Annotated in this window: 14 protein-coding genes; all 14 read left to right on the top strand. The window is 49.1% G+C overall.

Features of this window, described 5'->3' with window-relative positions:
- A partial coding sequence (mshL, locus tag AC6R0R_RS13975) for a pilus (MSHA type) biogenesis protein MshL (protein WP_500627104.1) occupies positions 1 to 937 on the top strand: 937 nt, incomplete at its 5' end.
- 3 nt (positions 938 to 940) lie between these two features.
- Positions 941 to 1,780, top strand: coding sequence for an ExeA family protein (locus tag AC6R0R_RS13970; RefSeq protein ID WP_500627103.1), 840 nt, complete (start codon positions 941 to 943; stop codon positions 1,778 to 1,780).
- A gap of 3 nt (positions 1,781 to 1,783) precedes the next feature.
- Positions 1,784 to 2,938 (top strand): tetratricopeptide repeat protein, encoded by a 1,155-nt coding sequence (locus tag AC6R0R_RS13965; RefSeq protein ID WP_500627102.1) that lies wholly within the window; start codon positions 1,784 to 1,786, stop codon positions 2,936 to 2,938.
- Entirely contained in the window at positions 2,928 to 4,652 is a 1,725-nt protein-coding gene (gene mshE / locus AC6R0R_RS13960) for an MSHA fimbrial ATPase MshE (RefSeq protein ID WP_500627101.1), read from the top strand. Before AC6R0R_RS13965 ends, mshE begins: the two co-directional genes overlap by 11 nt.
- An 8-nt stretch (positions 4,653 to 4,660) precedes the next feature.
- Positions 4,661 to 5,881, top strand: coding sequence for a type II secretion system F family protein (locus AC6R0R_RS13955; protein ID WP_500627100.1), 1,221 nt, complete (start codon positions 4,661 to 4,663; stop codon positions 5,879 to 5,881).
- A 5-nt stretch (positions 5,882 to 5,886) separates the two neighbouring features.
- A complete protein-coding gene (locus AC6R0R_RS13950; RefSeq protein WP_500627099.1) occupies positions 5,887 to 6,342 on the top strand; it encodes an MSHA biogenesis protein MshF in 456 nt (151 codons plus the stop codon).
- Between the two features lie 79 nt (positions 6,343 to 6,421).
- On the top strand, positions 6,422 to 6,997 hold the full coding sequence (locus AC6R0R_RS13945) for a prepilin-type N-terminal cleavage/methylation domain-containing protein (protein ID WP_500627098.1): 576 nt from the start codon (positions 6,422 to 6,424) through the stop codon (positions 6,995 to 6,997).
- Between the two features lie 33 nt (positions 6,998 to 7,030).
- On the top strand, positions 7,031 to 7,495 hold the full coding sequence (locus tag AC6R0R_RS13940; RefSeq protein ID WP_500627097.1) for a prepilin-type N-terminal cleavage/methylation domain-containing protein: 465 nt from the start codon (positions 7,031 to 7,033) through the stop codon (positions 7,493 to 7,495).
- 208 nt (positions 7,496 to 7,703) lie between these two features.
- Positions 7,704 to 8,159 (top strand): prepilin-type N-terminal cleavage/methylation domain-containing protein, encoded by a 456-nt coding sequence (locus AC6R0R_RS13935; RefSeq protein WP_500627107.1) that lies wholly within the window; start codon positions 7,704 to 7,706, stop codon positions 8,157 to 8,159.
- Positions 8,156 to 8,725: a type IV pilus modification PilV family protein gene (locus tag AC6R0R_RS13930; RefSeq protein WP_500627096.1), complete on the top strand. Its 570-nt coding sequence runs from the start codon at positions 8,156 to 8,158 to the stop codon at positions 8,723 to 8,725. Before AC6R0R_RS13935 ends, AC6R0R_RS13930 begins: the two co-directional genes overlap by 4 nt.
- Complete coding sequence (locus tag AC6R0R_RS13925; protein ID WP_500627095.1) at positions 8,725 to 9,441, top strand: PilW family protein; 717 nt, start codon at positions 8,725 to 8,727, stop codon at positions 9,439 to 9,441. Before AC6R0R_RS13930 ends, AC6R0R_RS13925 begins: the two co-directional genes overlap by 1 nt.
- The gene (locus AC6R0R_RS13920) at positions 9,431 to 9,868 is read left to right on the top strand and encodes an MSHA biogenesis protein MshP (RefSeq protein WP_500627094.1); all 438 of its coding nucleotides are present in this window, start codon (positions 9,431 to 9,433) and stop codon (positions 9,866 to 9,868) included. Before AC6R0R_RS13925 ends, AC6R0R_RS13920 begins: the two co-directional genes overlap by 11 nt.
- A 7-nt stretch (positions 9,869 to 9,875) precedes the next feature.
- Positions 9,876 to 13,805, top strand: a complete 3,930-nt coding sequence (locus AC6R0R_RS13915; protein ID WP_500627093.1) for a hypothetical protein — start codon at positions 9,876 to 9,878, stop codon at positions 13,803 to 13,805.
- A 157-nt stretch (positions 13,806 to 13,962) separates the two neighbouring features.
- Complete coding sequence (locus AC6R0R_RS13910; protein ID WP_500627106.1) at positions 13,963 to 17,778, top strand: DUF6701 domain-containing protein; 3,816 nt, start codon at positions 13,963 to 13,965, stop codon at positions 17,776 to 17,778.
- Positions 17,779 to 17,839: the final 61 nt, after the last annotated feature.

The following is a 17,839-nucleotide window of genomic DNA, read 5'->3' as shown; positions in this document are numbered from 1 at the left end:
GCCGCAAGCCAGTGTGATTACCGTACGCGCGTATCCTGACGAAATTCGAGAAGTGCGTAATTTCATCGGCGTCTCACAACAGCGTATGCACCGCCAAGTGATCTTGGAAGCCAAGATTTTGGAAGTCACCTTAAGTGATGGCTACCAGCAAGGGATCAATTGGTCGAAGGCGTTTTCATCCAACGGCACCGATTTTAGTTTAGGTCAAGGGAGTATTAGTGGGGATGGAAGTGTCTCAACTTTACCTGGACTTGATGCCATTGGAACCTTGTTGGGGGGACAGACTAATTTGGTGATTTCTAGCGGGAGTTTTGATGCTGTGATCAGCTTTATGGCTACACAGGGAGATTTGAATGTCTTATCTAGCCCACGAGTAACGGCATCAAATAACCAGAAAGCGGTCATTAAAGTAGGTACTGATAGTTACTTCGTCACCGATTTTTCGACAGATACCGATTCGAGTAGCTCTACAACAACTACTTCAACGGATGTTGAGTTAACGCCTTTCTTCTCAGGTATTTCATTGGATGTTACGCCACAAATTGACGATCAAGGCAATGTATTACTCCATGTCCACCCTGCTGTGATTGATGTCAGTGAGGAGACTAAAGAGATAACCTACGGCAGCAATAGCCTCACATTACCTCTTGCCACTAGTTCCATTCGAGAGTCGGATTCGGTGATTCGCGCCCAAGATGGTGACGTAGTGGTTATTGGCGGATTGATGAAATCCAATACCCTAGATCAAACCTCGAAAGTCCCATTTTTAGGTGATATTCCAGCGCTCGGGCACCTATTTAGAAACACCAGCCAAATTACCCAGAAAACCGAGCTAGTGATTTTGCTTAAACCGACGGTGGTCGGGGTCAATACTTGGCAGAAAGAGCTTGAGCGCTCGCGTGATCTCTTGCTTGAGTGGTTCCCTGACGATAACTAGGTCATGTATTTAGAGCACTTTGGTTTTTCTCAGCAGCCGTTTCATCTCACGCCTAATACTGAGATGTTTTTGGGCTTGGCACCGCACTATGAAGCGATTCAAACCGTGAATGCCGCGCTCAGCATGGGCGAGGGCGTGATCAAAGTGACGGGAGAAGTGGGTACAGGGAAAACCATGGTGTGTCGGATGATGACGCGTCACTTTCTCGATCAAGTGCAATTGGTGTTTCTGCCTAACCCCGCATTGAGCGGCGATAAGCTGCGCTTTGCGATAGCCAAAGAGCTGGGCGTGTCATCGAAAAATGAGCTGAGTGTGGTCGATGATATCCACAACAAGCTGATTGAGCTGGCCCAGCAAGAGAAAAAAGTGGTGGTGTTGGTCGATGAAGCGCAAGCGCTCAGCGATGATGCACTGGAAGTGTTGCGACTGTTTGGTAATTTGGAAACCGAGCAAAGCAAACTTCTGCAAATCGTGTTGGTGGGTCAGCCAGAGTTGGATGAGCGCCTCTCGCAGCATCATTTGCGTCAGTTTCGTCAGCGCATCACCTTTAATGCTAAGTTGAGAGCGCTCAATTTAGACGAAACGGTCGCGTACATCGACAACCGCTTAACGCGCGCGTCAGCACCGGCGAGTCTGATGTCTCTGGCGCATAAAAAGGCCGTATGGCGCGCGAGCCAAGGTTATCCGAGATTGATCAACCAAGTGTGCCACAAAGCGTTGGTGTCGGCCTTTAGCAAAGGGGCGCATCAGTTAACAAATCAAGACTTGTTTGACGCTATTCATGATACGTTCGATACCGTTAAACCCAAATTTAAACACCCACTGTTGTGGGGGTGGAGTTAAACCATGAGTGCCATCAACAATGCTCTCACCCAATTGACGGATAAACAATCCGGCGCCAACGAGACGATGCAACGTGCCGTCGTTGCGCCCGTTAAACAAGTGCGTGTCCTACCTTGGGTGGTGGGGAGCTTTTTCTTAAGTCTGGCAGTCGGTGGTTTTGCGCTCTCTCAGCAAGAGACAGCAATCAACCAAATGACACAAAAGCAGAACGTTCCGCTATCTGACGCGACTCCAGTACCTTCACCAACAGCGAAACTCACCTCAAGTGCTCAAGCCGTCTACGTTGCGCCTGAGAAAAAATCGGCACCATCGACTCAGCATGTCTCTTCGCCATCTAGAGTGTCTTCCCCAACAGTGGTCGATAAGCCCGCGGTGGAAAAACCTGTGCTGGTCGCCAAAGTCGCAACGCCGATAAGCGCCACCGAGGTGCAAGAAGAGAGTGTTTCCAATACGTCGCGTACCAATTCGGTTGGTGGCACTGTTTCGAATAGCATTGTTTCGAATAGCACGGTCTCGAAGGGAAATGAATCGAGCGGCAGCATGGTGGTGGAGCACGTTGAACTGACGCCTGCACAATTGGCTGAGAAAGCGCAGGCGCGTGGGCAAAAAGCGCTTGAGAGTAACAATTTAAAAGAGGCCCTTGAGCATTATCATCAAGCGCTGAACTACACCCCGGAAGAGTTTGAGATCCGAAAACGTCTTGCGGCGCTCTACTATGGCAAGGGGGAAGTGCGTAAATCGGTCGATATTCTGCAAAAGGGCATCAGCCTAGACAAAGAGAACAATGAGCTGCGCATCGCGCTGGCGACATTGCTCATCAAAGAGCAGCAAAATACGGCGGCATTGACCGCAGTGGCGTATCTGCCACGTCAAGCTTCGGTGGAGTATCTCTCTTTGCGCGCGGCGCTGGCACAAAAGCAGCAACAAAACGCTCTCGCCAAAGAGAGCTATCAAGCGCTCACCGAACGTGAACCTGACAGCGGGCGCTGGTGGCTCGGTTTGGCGATTGCCAAAGAGCGCGCGTTTGAATTAGACGGCGCGCAAGAAGCGTATCAGCAAGCCCTATCGAATCTCGGCTTATCCAGTCAATCTCAACAATTTGCCCGCGACCGCCTCGCGATTATTGCTCAACTACAGGAGCCCACCCGTGAAAATTAAACTCAGAAAACGTCTCGGTGACTTGTTGGTTGAAGAGGGGATCATTACCGAGCAGCAAGTTGAGCAAGCGCTGGCGGCGCAAAAATCGACCGGTAGAAAGCTCGGTGCTGCGCTGATTGAACTGGGCTTTTTGTCAGAGCAGCAGATGCTCTCGTTCTTATCGCAGCAGCTCAATGTACCGCTGATTGATTTGGCGCGCGCGAATGTGGATATCGATGCGGTGCAAGTGTTGCCTGAGGTACACGCAAGGCGTCTGCGTGCCTTAGTGATTGGTCAAGAGGGCGACACCCTGCGCGTTGCCATGAGCGACCCGGCAGACTTGTTTGCCCAAGAAGCGCTGCTTGGGCAACTGTCGCAATACAACATCGAGTTTGTCATTGCCCCCGAGAAGCAGTTGGTGGATGGTTTTGACCGTTACTATCGCCGCACCAAAGAGATCGCCTCCTTTGCGGAGCAGCTTCAAGCTGAACACCAAGTCACGGACGCGTTCGATTACACCATTGAAGATGATGACAGCGAAGAGGTGACAGTCGTTAAACTGATCAACTCGCTGTTTGAAGATGCGATCCAAATCGGCGCTTCCGATATTCACATTGAGCCTGATGCGAATGTACTGCGCTTACGTCAGCGTATTGATGGTGTGCTGCATGAAACGCTACTCAATGAAGTCAATATCGCTTCCGCTCTGGTACTGCGCTTAAAGCTAATGGCCAATCTTGATATTTCAGAGAAGCGCTTGCCACAAGATGGCCGCTTTAATATTCGCGCCAAGGGGCAATCGGTCGATATTCGTATGTCGACCATGCCGGTTCAGCATGGTGAATCGGTGGTGATGCGTTTGCTCAACCAATCCTCCGGTATTCAAAAGCTTGAAGCGTCAGGCATGCCAGACGATCTCTTGGTTCGTTTGCGCCGTCAGCTCAAACGTCCACATGGCATGATTTTGGTGACCGGCCCAACCGGTTCCGGTAAAACCACCACCTTGTACGGTGCACTTAGCGAGCTCAATAGCCCAGCGAAAAAGATCATCACCGCCGAAGATCCGGTGGAATATCGCTTGCCACGGGTTAACCAAGTTCAAGTTAACCCGAAGATAGATTTAGACTTCTCAACGGTGCTGCGTACCTTCCTTCGTCAAGACCCAGACATCATTTTGATTGGTGAGATGCGTGACCAAGAGACGGTGGAAATTGGCCTGCGAGCTGCATTGACGGGTCACTTGGTACTCAGCACGTTGCACACTAATGATGCCATTGATAGTGCGCTGCGCATGATGGATATGGGTGCGCCGGGCTACTTGGTTGCCAGCTCAGTGCGAGCCGTGGTCGCGCAGCGTCTAGTGCGTAAGGTGTGCCCAGACTGCAAAACAGAAGAGACGCCCGATGAGAGCCGCAAGTTATGGCTGGCTCAGCGTTTTCCGAATCAAGCGGAGGCGACGTTTGTGCGTGGTCGTGGTTGTCAAAACTGCAACCTGACTGGTTATCGTGGTCGTATCGGTGTGTTTGAAATGCTCGAACTTGAGCTAGATATGATGGACAAACTTCGCGCCAATGACGCCGTTGGCTTTGCTCAAGTAGCAAGGCAGTCAAAAACCTACAAGCCGCTGCTTGCCTCCGCGATGGAACTGGCGCTGCAAGAAGTGGTGAGTTTGGATGAAGTGATGGGGCTTGGCGAAGGCGACTCCTCTGGCTTTAACCAAGCGATTTATCTCTAAGGTGAGCTATGCCGAGTTATCGTTACCAAGGGCGTAATCTAGAAGGGGCATCGGTGTCGGGGGTGCTTGAGGCGCCGACACAAGACGCCGCCGCAGAGCAGTTGATGAACAAAGGCATCATCCCCACCGAGCTATCGTTAGGGGGCGGCAGTAGTGGCTTTAACATCGATTTGAAAGCGCTGTTCACTCCCAGTGTACCGCTGGAAGTGTTGGTGATTTTTTGTCGTCAGTTGTACAGCCTGACCAAAGCAGGGGTTCCGTTACTGCGCTCAATGAAAGGCTTGACGCAAAACAGTGCTCACAAGCAGCTGACCGAAGCGCTAGAAGAGGTGACTCAGGAGTTGACCAACGGTCGCAGTTTGTCTGCGTCGATGAAAATGCACCCTAAGGTGTTTAGCCCGCTGTTTGTCTCCATGATTGGGGTCGGAGAGAACACAGGTCGCCTCGACCAAGCGCTGCTGCAACTGGCGAACTACTACGAGCAAGAGGTGGAAACCCGCAAACGTATCAAAACGGCGATGCGTTATCCGACCTTTGTGATTTTGTTTATCACTGTGGCGATGTTTGTACTCAACGTTAAAGTGATCCCACAGTTCTCCAGTATGTTTGCCCGTTTTGGCGTCGACTTGCCGCTACCAACCAAGATCTTGATCTCCACCTCCAGTTTTTTTGTCAACTACTGGACTTGGATGGTCGCCGCGATTGTCGCGGCGCTGTTTGCCTTTCGCTCTTGGGTAGGGACGGACAATGGACGAGAGAAGTGGGATAAATTTCGCCTGAGGATGCCGGTGGTTGGAGAGCTTATCAACCGCGCTCTGCTGTCGCGTTTTTCACGAACCTTTGCTCTGATGCTCAAGGCGGGCGTGCCGCTTAACCAATCATTAGCGTTATCCGCCGAGGCGCTGGATAACCGCTATTTAGAAAATCGTTTGATGGAGATGAAAGCGGCGATTGAAGCTGGCAGTACCGTTTCGTCCACTGCCGTTAATAGTGGCATTTTTACCCCATTGGTGATTCAAATGCTGTCGGTGGGGGAAGAGACGGGGCGCATTGATGCCTTGCTAATGGAAGTCTCTGATTTTTATGACCGAGAAGTGGACTACGATTTAAAAACCTTAACCGCGCGTATAGAGCCATTCTTGCTGGTGGTGGTGGCGGGTATGGTTTTGATATTGGCGCTCGGGATCTTTTTGCCGATGTGGGGCATGTTGGACGCAATCAAAGGATAAGCGTCATGGTAATCGAGCGGGCACGGTTGGTGATATGGCTACTGTTGGTGATCATCTTGATCATGACGTACAGTATGGTGTGGCAAGATGTTGAACATCAAGCGGACGACGCCGCCTTTGCCGTGGCGTCCAAGCGGATTGTGGAGCGAGCCAGTTACTATAGACAGCAATGGTTGCTCGCCAAGCAGCCAACGTCGCTCACGATTGAGCAGCGTAAAGTGCATTTTTCCGCTAAGGGGTGGGCACTGCCCCTTAACGAGCAAGGGGATGTGGATTGCGCGTACTGGTATCGCGTGCTCTACCCTGAAGAGAAAGTGTTACGGCAAACTCCGCGGCATATTTCAGATGAATCTGATTTGCGCGGTTATATTTGCCATTATGATTACTCGTCCGATCAATCGATCGTGATGAGTTTAAAAAACGGTAAGTTTTTGACTAAGGTCGTTTTTCTGGCGCGATAGGTCGGTATAATCGCCATCTTTCGTAGCGTATCTATGTTTTATCCGTATAATACGGCGTACTAATTACTGGGTTGCATATATGTCTAACAAACAGTTTGGTTTTTCTTTGGTGGAGCTCGTTGTGGTGATCGTTGTGGTCGGCCTACTGGCTGTCGCCGCGCTACCACGTTTTCTCGACGTGACGGATGAAGCGAAAAAAGCCAGTATACAAGGTGTCGCTGGTGGATTTGCCACGGGCGTATTGTCTGCTCGCGCGCAGTGGGAAGCTGAGGCAAGGCCATCGGTTACCATCAACGCGGAAACCTACAATACGGTCAATTACGATGGCGTAGACTTCTGGCTAACGCGATCAAAAAACAGCAACGGTGCCGATACCGGTTTTCGTGATGGTTACCCGCAAGCATTAAACAGCAACAACGTCGACTACCCAACGAGTTTGACCGACCAAGCCTGCATCGACTTGATGGACAACCTATTGCAAAATCCCCCACGAGTTGGCACTGTAGCGGATGCAAGCAGTGACTCGAATATAAAGTATTCTGCGCAAGCCGATAGCTCGGCCTCCACTTGCACCTATGTTCAGCAAGAAGGCAGTAGCGAGCACGAGTTTGTGTATGAGATTGAAACTGGTCGTGTGACCGTAACTTTGCAGTAACCCTGCGGATATTCACTATAGAGAGATCTAACTATGAAAAGACAAGGCGGTTTCACCCTAATCGAACTAGTGGTGGTAATTGTTATTCTAGGTATTCTTGCGGTTACCGCAGCGCCAAGATTTTTGAATTTGCAGGGTGATGCGCGTGCATCTGCTTTGCAAGGTCTAAGGGGTTCAATGGCTGGGGCTTCTGGGATCGTGTATGGTAAATCAGCAATCCAAGGTATTGAAAAGTCTATTAGTGGTACTGTTGATGGGAATGTGGAAGTTGTATATGGCTACCCAGCCCCTTCGGCTACAGGTATCGGGAATGCGATAGAGAGCAATGGTGATTTTGCTGTCATTGATGGTCATGCAAGTGCAGCAGATGATGTTAGTGTTGTATACTCCTTTACTGACAGCTCAACAGACAGCAAATGTGTTGTCGTTTACAAAATGACTGTTGCTGAATCAGCGTCAGGGCCATCGATTACTGTAGCTGATGCGAATGACTGCTAATGATTGGCGATAAATTAAAAACTGAGTGGATGTAGAGAAATTAGCATCACATGCGAATCTCTTACTAACTCTAAGTTTGATGAAACCGATATTGTGTAGTCAATATCGGTTTTTTACTTTGTGTTCATCCCAATCTTTCCTTATTTATCAATCATTACCCTGCCAATCTACGTTATACTCACAACACTGTTCGGGGATGCATAACGTGATGAAACGCCAAGCGCTTAATGGATTTACTTTAGTTGAATTGATCGTCGTGATTATTCTGGTGGCGATTGTCTCGCTGTATGCGGCGAGTCGCTATATTGGCAAAGACAGCTTTGCTGCCTTTGTGGCGCAAGAACAGGTAATTTCGGTGATTCGCCAAATTCAAGTCAGCCGAATGCAATCCAACCTCGCTGATGGCAGCAGTTCAGACGCCTATACTTTAACCGTGCAGCCAAACTGCGTGGGTTCAGTGGCAGGGTGCAGTAGCACAGCGGATGGCCGCAGTGACTGGGTGGCGGAATCTGGCGTGACCTTTCTCCCTTTAACATCACGGCTGGAGTTCAACCTGCTTGGTGAGCCCGATCAAGTCATCACGGTTCGAATCATCGCTAGTGGAAGCGAATGCAATGTCAACATTGCGGCGAATGGCTATGTCTCGAAAGGGAGCTGCTTATGAAATCTCACAACGGCTTTACTCTGATCGAGAGCGTGATTGTCATTGTGGTGATGGGGCTGGCAATGGTAACGATAGTCAGTTTTTTGTCGCCGCAAATTGCGCGCTCCAGTGATCCACACTATGACACGCGAGCGGCAGCGCTCGGGCAAAGCGTGATGACGCAAATCCTTGCCCGCGGTTTTGATCATCATAGCGATAATCAAGGAGGGTTGGTGCGCTGTTCGTCTTCTGTGGATATCGGCTCTAAGATCTGTTCGGGTTTGGCCGGTAGTGAGACGCCTAATTTGGGGCTTGATATCGGCGAAACGGATGATGAGCCGGGGTTATACGATGATGTCGATGATTTTATCGGCTGCTGGGTACCTAATGGCCCGGGCGGCGAGAACCAATGTCGCGACCTCAATCATTTAGTTAATGATACCTCTGGCAGTTACAAAAACTTCCGTTTGGATGTGGCGGTTGACTACGCGCAGCCAAACGATGCGTCACTAAAGAAACTTGAACTGATGATTTCTGCGAGCAATCACCAACCCGTCACTTTGATTGGTTTTCGGGGGAACTACTGATGAGAAGCACTCGTGGTTTCACGCTGATTGAAATGATCCTCACCATTATCGTGGGTGGGATTTTGGTGCTTGGTATTGCAGGCTTTGTTGAGTTGGGTGCGAAAGGGTATTCCAATACAGTCGAGCGCCAGCGCTTACAGACGCAAGCCAAATTCATCATTGAGAAAATGTCTCGTGAGGTTCGCCACGCCGTACCTAACCTGTTTACCTCCGACGGTGATTGCCTTTCCTTTTACCCGATTGAATATTCGGGCTTTTACGCAATTTCAGGCGCAGACATTCATTTTGTGGTTGGGCAAGATGCACCAGATGGAGGTACTCTTGATGCGAGTAGCTTTAACGGTCTCTCTATGGTCATCAACCCCACAACAAGCTTAGAGGTTATCGACAACACGATTGCTTTGGATAGTAATGTCAGCGCGCTCTCTGGTGGCGCTTTTGCCATTTCCAGTGCCGCGTCATCGCTTGTGACTCATTCGATTGCTAATCGTCACTATATTTTTGATAAAAATACTGAGCGTGAATATTGTATCAGTGGTGGTGTGGTGTTGCGCGATACCTACCCTCTGTCTGATTCTGTCATCCAATCTGGTTCGCTCGAGTATCTTCCAGCCACAGTACAAAGTAATGGCTTGGTCCATATCAACGTTGAGTTTGCCCAAAATGGCGAAAGTACACGATTTGAGCAAGATATACAGGTGATCAATGTTCCGTAATTCTCAGCGTTCTCAACGCGGCAATTTGTATATTGTGGTGATTTTTGTCCTGGTTGTGATGGGGTTCTTAGCCACTTCTCTTGGTCGCATTGAATGGTCTAACCGTGATGCTCACACACGCGACGTCCTCGGCACACAAGCGTGGCTTTTGAGCCACTCCATCAATGAAGTAGCGATGACGCTGTTTTATCCCCTAGATAGCCAAGACTCCGCCATTGCCCAGCGATGCGCTGACACCGACACCCAGATACAAGAACAAGCCGAACAGCTACTCAGCACTGTCCCTTCCTGCCGCTTGGCAGAGATCTCGTGTGAGAACCGCGGCAGTTTAGATGGGGCGCAATTCTATATTTTGGAGTCGGCCGTGACCTGTGGTTCAGGCGTATCTGAGGTAAGACGCAGTCAGCAGATTTGGGTGAAGGAGTAATGCTGCCATGATGAGACAATGGATTGTGCTAGTGCTAGCGATGTTGACGACCACTGTCGCCTTTGGTAACGCGAAGTGGCCCCTACCTGACAACGTGCGTCCTCAAACTGTAGCGCAAACGTGGTTCAATAACGACCCTAAGGTGGATTTTAGTGGTAAGGGGCAAATTCGTGGTGCTACCAATGGGATTTACATCGGCTATGGCAACAATAATAAGTTAAACGGTAACCACACCAGTGCTTGTGACGATGGTCAATGTCAAGTTGATACCAGCCTGCGTTTGAGTCAGAAACCTGATTTTTCTACTCCGAATGGGGCGACCAGCATCAATTTAAAAGATCGAAGTGGGAGTTTGTCCGGTGGTATTTACCAAGCTAGCGGAGAGGTATTGTTAAAGTCAGGAAACACATTGACTGTGACAGCCCCGTCGACGTTATATGCGAATAAATTCAAGCTTGATGGTGGGCGCATTGATGTGAAGTCTGGTAATCCTGATGATCTGATTATCGTCACTACTGGGGATTCTGAACTAACTAATGGCAGTACAGTTGATGCGCATATCCTCTCTGAAGAATATCTGATGCTTAAGGGAACCACGGTGACGGGGACTTTAATCACCAATGAGCTCAAAATAGATGAGGGCGGTTTGCTCGGTGGAGCCTTGCCTTCGTTGCCTGATGTACTAACTTGCCGTGTCAATGGCAACAATGAAGACTTTGTTGTCGAGTTTGACGTTATTGGGTCAAATGATTACCAAGAGATAGTCTTCTCAGGTGGAAATGAAAGCGATACCTTGTGGTATACCCAGCAAGTCCAATCTGGTAGCGGTTATGTGTTTAATGAGCAAAGGTTGTTCGTAGGCCAAGAGTATAAACTTAGAATTGAAGTCGAGAGAGGTCAGGGCAATAGTACCAGTCGCGCGCACTATTATTGGGTTGTTAATGGCATTAAAGAGCTGCAAGAAAGTAAAGATGCTGATTTGAAAAATGGAACAATCAAGGGGACAGGGGTTGGGCTTGAAAGCCTTGATTGTTTTGAAGAGGATGTTGACCCTCCGGTGGTTGAGCCTGGGCTCCCTGATATTTGCCCATATTTCCCAGATCATTTAGCTGGGAATAACTATTCAAATGGGAAACCTGTTCATAATAATTTAACGATCAGTAATGGTACGGGGAACCCGGGAAATCAGATCTTTATGCCGACAACTGAGCCTGTGTCATTTAACACAACATCGGTATCTGGGGTTGGCGGTTGTGTTTATGATGGAGTGACCTCTTCAAACTGTAAGATTGATGCGAACAAAGTTCTTTTCAATGGTTCACCACTCGTACCTGATAGTTTTGTGGTAGAAGGTGAGTCTATCCATGTTCCAGATGCTAGTTCGAGAAAATTAGTTCCGGGAAGTTATGACACGATTACTTTTGGGATGAATGGCAGTAAGCTCATTTTGGAGCAAGGAGAATATTGGATAAACGAGTTTAAAATTGCGAACAATGATGCATCAATAGACGCAGAGGGGCCTGTTGTCATTCACTATAACAGTTTTAATGTGGCTGCTAGTCGTGTAAGCATTAATAGTGGTTCTGGGACTTATCAAGACAATCTCGTACTGATTGGACATGGTAAAGGCTCTCACTTTTGGTTAAATGGTTTTTTTGAAAGGGTTGAGATAAAAGCACACTGGTATGTATCTCCCTTAGCAGCTGCGGTAGGCTTTGATATTAATGCAGCCAATCGTTTTTCTTATACTGGTGCGATCGTTACACCGAGGCTTTTTTTTAGAGGTGGTGATACAAACAAAATCAATGCAATAGCTCCAGAAAATTGTGATTCACCAATATTGAGTGATTATCGAGTAGAGTTAACACCCTTGTCGGATATCGCCCTGACGTGTGAAACCATCGATGTTCAAGTTCAAGTCACCCAAAAAGATGGTACGCTAGCTACAAACTTTACTGGTACTGTGACGGTCGAACAGACCAATGGAAGCACCCAAATACTGACACCTGAGTCTGGCGTACTGGATCAATCTATTGTCCTCACATCCGATACAGTCATGACCAAAAAGGTCACGGCCTATATCACCGACAACCGCACGCAAACCGAGGTCGAGGCCCAGTATAAATTCGTGCCTTATCGGCTAGCGCTCTCTCCAAATCCACTTAGCGTGATTGCTGGCAAAGCCGAAGATATCACAGTGCGCCCGTTGGAATGCAGTGATAGTGGTCGTCCTATCTCAAGTGTTGATTTTGAGGGAGTACGAGAACTGACGCTGTCAAAGACGGTTTATGATCAACCTACTGATCCGGCTTACTCTGCGTCGATTGAGTTACGAGCAAGAGATAGAGAGGGGGATTGGGTCAGTGCACCTGATGACCTTGTTCTTGAGTTTAACAAAGTCGATGGCGAAATCGTGGCGGTAACCCAGCTTCGCTACGCAGAAGCTGGCGAGGTTTCATTGGCCTTAATGGATCAAGAGTGCATCGAAGATGCCGAGGGTAATCTCAGATGCAAAGATTACAGTGGCAGCCAAACCGTCCTCGCTCGTCCTTGGACGTTTGCGATTTGTGATGCGCCCGATGCACCAAGATTAGAGACAGGGAGTTCAACATCGGGCAACGGATTTGTTGCCGCTGGGGAATCATTCTCAACGCTCATCAAACCCATTGCTTGGCAGGGAAGCGATGGTCAGCAAGACCCCGACCAGCAAATCGAAACGACGCAAGCGCTATGTGATAGTGCCATCGTCACGCAAAACTTCTCGGCGGAAAGCGCGCCCAGTGCGACGATATCGCTTGCAGCGCAACTTGCTTCCCCAAATGGAGGCGCGCCTGGTCATTTTACTGACACCTCCATTGCACATTACTCAAGCAACATAGATGGCGGTGTGTATCAACTGGATGATTTAAGCTGGAGTGAAGTGGGCAGCCTAAAACTGTATACCAGTGCAACGGAGTACTTAGGGCAGAAAATCAACATCGGTTATCGTCATGTTGGCCGTTTTTACCCAGCCTATTTCAGCATTGATAAAACAAAGTGGCATGTGCCTAGCAATCAAGGGGAGGCGGCATATTTAGGTCAACCCTACGAGGAAGTCGAGGTAGAAGTCTATCCCTATAACGCTAAGGGGCAAAAAGTCCGAAACTACTCTCTTTTCTCTCCAACGTATCAAGCACAACTTGCTCTTGAAGGAGAGTATGAAGACAGGATCCTTGGTTTTGATACTGATGATGCTTGGAAAGACGATGGTATTAATAGTGCCGTCTGGCAGCCCGAACTCAATAATGTCATCTTTTCTCGTAAAGCGGATGGGACCATTACGACTAAGGAAGATGGACCGTTTAATACCAATGACCTGTTGTCGACAGAAACGGATTTAAACTTAACCCTTTCTGGTCTTGACCCAGTGTCGTTTGCAAGCGATGAGGTTGTGCTAGAGGCTGAGTTGGCAGAGCAGCCCCCCGCGCGTTATGGTCGTATGACATTGTTAGATGTCGGTGGGGCAACGACTGCCGACATTCGTGTCCCGCTTCGTGTGGAATACTTTGATGGTCGTCGCTTTGTGACCAATGGAGAAGATAATGCAACCGAGTTTGACAGCGGTTTGCAGTGTATTTTATCCGGTGTCGATACGACTGCTGCTTTTGGCAGTGCTGGCCATCAAGTAGAGAAAGGTATTAGTCAACAGCTGTTTGTTTCACGTGATGTGTCAGACCGCGAACGGCTTGAGCAAGTTCGATTGTATTTACGTCAAGGTGATGAAGTTGGCGCAAACCCCAATGATGTTGAATGCAACGGTCACTTTACTCAACCTTGGTTGCAATACAACTGGCGCAATAAAGGCGATGAGGATCCTTCGGCAATGATTACTTTTGGCATTTACCGCGGTAACGATAAAGTTATCTTTAGAGGGGAAAGAGGGCTCACCGGTCGCTAAAAAAGCCATGGACTTGGTTTATTTATTCTTGTTGTATGAGTGATTTGGGTGATTTTGTCACTGACAAACTAGCACGTTCAGGCTATTTTTAGAGTGTTCCGTTAACCATCTATTGACGAGGTGGTGTCCGCTGTCCGCTTTGGAGTGTAACGTGCTAGTGTCTAGGTTGTGTCGTCTATTCGTGCTGTTGAGCGTCCTTTGGTCTGCTCACGCTTTCTCTGTCAATACCAATCCTCAGTTTGAGTTTGGCACCATTGCTGCTGAGGACTGTACTGTGACAGGGCCTTCGGTCTCATGTACGTTCAATTTCAGTAATACCTATTCTTCTCCTCCTCTGGTTTTTGTGATGTCGACGATTGATGCCAGTCGTTCCAACTTTGATACAAAAACAACAGAATACCCCTCCGATTTACGTGTTATGTCGGTCTCCGAGAGTCAAGCGACGGTAACGCAGCTCATCCCCAACCATGATGCTGCTTGTGAGACACTTAGGTGGCAAGGCAACCGTTGGCGCTGTGGTGGAAACGGCGATGACCCAGTGACTTATGTCGATGCGCCGATGGAAAACATCGATTATTTCGTTATGGAGCCGGGCGTGCTGGAATTCAGTAGTGGCGCGAAATTGGTGGCGGGTTTGGTGTCATACAACCGGACATATTCGAATGCGGGCGGCGGTGGCAACAGTCGTTTAACGGTGAATTACAGCAGTTATGGGTTAACCAGTAACTTCGACTCTGACCCAGGGGTATTGGTCCAGATTCAATCTATTAATAACATCGATTCCAGTACTTCCCAGCCTGTGTGGCTGACACCGATCGCTCTCAACCCATCCAGAAGTAACTTCAGTTTGATTTTGGACCGTTCTGAAGTGACCTCTAACGCCGTACTGCCCATTGACGAGCAAGTAGCGTTTGTCGCAGGTCTAGGTGAGGGCTTCGTCAATGGGCGTAAATTCTGGTTAGGCCAGGGTTCGACACGAAACACGCTCAATATTGACGATCTGGTGATTAAGCCCATTACGGAAGGTTGCCAACAGGTCAGTGCCTTTACGGTGTCAGGATTCAACAACGTTCCTACCTTACTGGCTTCAAAACGGACTCGAAATGGTAATAACGGTGGCTGGCTAAGGCGCTGCTCTGTCTCTAAAACCGGTGTGGCATTGATCAATGAAGAAGATATGGCGAAAGATCCGGAGCGTGCGCACGTTGTCGAGCCATACTCCTATTTTCTGTTTGATAAACCGCCATTGAATGAAGTGTGCCAGCTATTTCCTTCTCCAGCGCAGACTTGGAAGAATAATACCTCTGCGACTCTTCGTTTAGATAACGCGACACAGATCTCGGGAGCACAGCTCTCTAATGGACGGCGGTTTGTCGGCTTTGCGCAAAATACGATTACAGGTGACAACGCGACTTCTGCTTGTGATGGTGGCCAATGTTATGGCGATACTGGGTTGCAGGTTGAAAAGCAAGAGTTGGAGAGCTTTCAAGCGCCAGATAGCGGCTTAGAGAATGTGAACGTCAGGCAAGATGACATCCAGTTTTCCAATAATGAAGCGATAGGGCACCTTTCTGTCGGTAATGGCAGCGCGACGTTTACTTCAGGAACCTATTGGGTTGAGTCTATCGATATCAACAATAGCGGAAGAATTGTGATCCCGGATGGCGAGAGAGTGACGATCCACATTAAAAGTATCAATATGAGCCAGGGCACTTTTTTTGGTGAAGAAGGGACTGGGCAGTTTGTTTTGCTTGCGCATGATTTAGGAAGTGCTTTGGTTGATTTAAATAGCGATGCTGAATTTGTGGGCTTGTTATACAGTGAAGCGCGTGTCGTTTTAAGCAATGCGGCGATCGTTCGAGGCGCTGTGACCGCGAGATCCATTTCTATGAATAGCACGGCCCAAATCATCGCCACCGATAACCACTGTTTCCAGCCTGCCGATGACTACACAATAGAGCTCACCCCACTGACCGACATCAGTCTGATTTGTGAAGATATTACCCTAACCGCAACCGTCTATAACGGTGATAATGCCGATACGACCTATAACGGCGTGGTGACATTTTATCGTGGCAACGAGCTACTCGGCAGTGCGAATGCGGCGAATGGCGTTGCTAGTTACCTATTGAGTGCGACCCAATCTCAGGTGTTTGATAACCTTTATGCACAAGCGACCTTAGGGGGCAGTGCGGTTCAAAGCGAAACCTCAGGGGAATATCGTTTCGTACCGTTTCGATTTGACGCGGACGATCAGTTTATGGTTGCCAGTAAGCCGAGCGAGGTTTCCGCTACGGTATTGGCTTGTAATGATGGTTCAGTGGTGGCCGATCCGGCTTACAGTGGCACGCCTCAAATTACTTCAAACCTTATTCAGCCAAGTAGCGGCACAGGGACGTTGAGCTACTCGCCGCAATTTACAGGCGGACAGTCTAACGATTTACTGCTATTTAGCGAGTCAGGTCAATTAAACGTGACGCTAACGGACAGCAATTACGACTGTACAGGATTTGACGGTTGCCCGATTGATGGTGGTGGGGAGTTAACTGGGGCATTCTTGGTCAACGCAAGACCATGGACGTTCGCCATCTGTGGGGCATTGAAATCCGGGACCGCGTCGGGCGGTGACGCTTTTGTTGCCGCGGGCGAGCGTTTTGAGTTAAACGTGCGTCCTATTCGCTGGCAAGGGACTAACGAGACAGGTGAGATTGAGACCTCTAGCTATTGTAGCGATGCAGCAGTGACGAGTAATTTCTATGCGTCTGATGCCCCCACCGCTGTGGTGCAGCTCTCTAGTGCGCTGCATACACCCGCTGATGGCACCTCGGCCGCACTGCTCGCTTCAGATAGTGGCTTGGAAAGCGATCATGATGCTGCAAACCCGATTCGCTTTTCTGATCTCTACTGGGATGATGTGGGCAGTTTGATGATAAAAGCCAACACTCAAGAGCCTTACTTAACGATGAACATTGATACAGGATATCGCCATGTAGGGCGTTTCTATCCGAAATATTTCAAAGTGGCAGAGAGTCCTTTGACCGACTGGCGCTACCCCAGTGGGCAGTCGTTTGTTTACATGAACCAGCCGCTGGATAGCGTCACATTTTATGTTGAAGCGCTCAATGCCGATCAAGAGATCGTCAATAATTACATTGCCAACGGTTACGCTGCGTCGTTAAGAGCGAACTTTGCTCTGTATGAGAGCAATGCCGCCTATACCACTCGTTTCATCTCGCCTTTACCGACCAAGTCTTGGGGCGTAGGCGGGCAAAGTGTGGGGGAATTTGTGGTGAGCTCGTCTGCGTCAGATGCTTGTGGTAGCACAGAGCTGTGTTGGCAAAAAGCAGAGACCACAGTGGGGTATGAAGATGGTCCGTTTAACAGTGGCGGGTCGGCGTTATCCTCAGCGATATCGATTACAACGGTTGGGGTGACCAATGCTGACCCGATTGACTTCCTACCAGGCAGTGTCGATGCCACTTTGCTGACTCTACAGCCGGATATTCGCTTCGGTCGTGCCGTTCTCACTGGTACGGGGGGGACGATGACGGATGATCTAGTGACGCCACTACGCGTTGAGTATTGGAACGGCTCTCAGTTTGTGACCAATGATGAAGATAGCTCCACTCATGTGTATGGCGTGAATGATCCGAGTGCCAACTACCACTTGTGGGTTGAAGATGGAGAGACCCCTGGCGATGTGGTGCTAGAAGAGGATGGCACGCTGCAATCTGGTCGGACAATGAAGCTCGAAGCAGACAATCAATCCGATGTGCGTCAGCAGACGCAGATATGGTTGGATCTTGATTCAGGCAACAATGATCTCCCTTGGCTGACCTATCGCTGGGCGGATGATAGAAGAGTGGATGAAGCCAATGGCGAAGAAGATCCTTCTACTGTCGTGACCTTTGGTATATTCCGAGGCAGTGACCGCGTTATCTTCCGCGGGGAACCAGGATTAACCGGACAATAATTTTGCTCAATTCTAGCACTCGGTTAGGAATCTGTTAGAAATTGCGGGTTTCTGCCCATGT

It is taken from the genome of Vibrio sp. R12-SW3-ISO1 (assembly GCF_059834005.1).
This window is presented reverse-complemented; position numbering and strand designations above follow the sequence as displayed.

Coding starts and splice junctions, on each gene's coding strand:
- AC6R0R_RS13970 (WP_500627103.1), top strand. CDS start 941: ATGTATTTAGAGCACTTTGGTTTTTCTCAGCAGCCGTTTCATCTCACG.
- AC6R0R_RS13965 (WP_500627102.1), top strand. CDS start 1,784: ATGAGTGCCATCAACAATGCTCTCACCCAATTGACGGATAAACAATCC.
- AC6R0R_RS13955 (WP_500627100.1), top strand. CDS start 4,661: ATGCCGAGTTATCGTTACCAAGGGCGTAATCTAGAAGGGGCATCGGTG.
- AC6R0R_RS13950 (WP_500627099.1), top strand. CDS start 5,887: ATGGTAATCGAGCGGGCACGGTTGGTGATATGGCTACTGTTGGTGATC.
- AC6R0R_RS13945 (WP_500627098.1), top strand. CDS start 6,422: ATGTCTAACAAACAGTTTGGTTTTTCTTTGGTGGAGCTCGTTGTGGTG.
- AC6R0R_RS13940 (WP_500627097.1), top strand. CDS start 7,031: ATGAAAAGACAAGGCGGTTTCACCCTAATCGAACTAGTGGTGGTAATT.
- AC6R0R_RS13935 (WP_500627107.1), top strand. CDS start 7,704: ATGAAACGCCAAGCGCTTAATGGATTTACTTTAGTTGAATTGATCGTC.
- AC6R0R_RS13930 (WP_500627096.1), top strand. CDS start 8,156: ATGAAATCTCACAACGGCTTTACTCTGATCGAGAGCGTGATTGTCATT.
- AC6R0R_RS13925 (WP_500627095.1), top strand. CDS start 8,725: ATGAGAAGCACTCGTGGTTTCACGCTGATTGAAATGATCCTCACCATT.
- AC6R0R_RS13920 (WP_500627094.1), top strand. CDS start 9,431: ATGTTCCGTAATTCTCAGCGTTCTCAACGCGGCAATTTGTATATTGTG.
- AC6R0R_RS13915 (WP_500627093.1), top strand. CDS start 9,876: ATGATGAGACAATGGATTGTGCTAGTGCTAGCGATGTTGACGACCACT.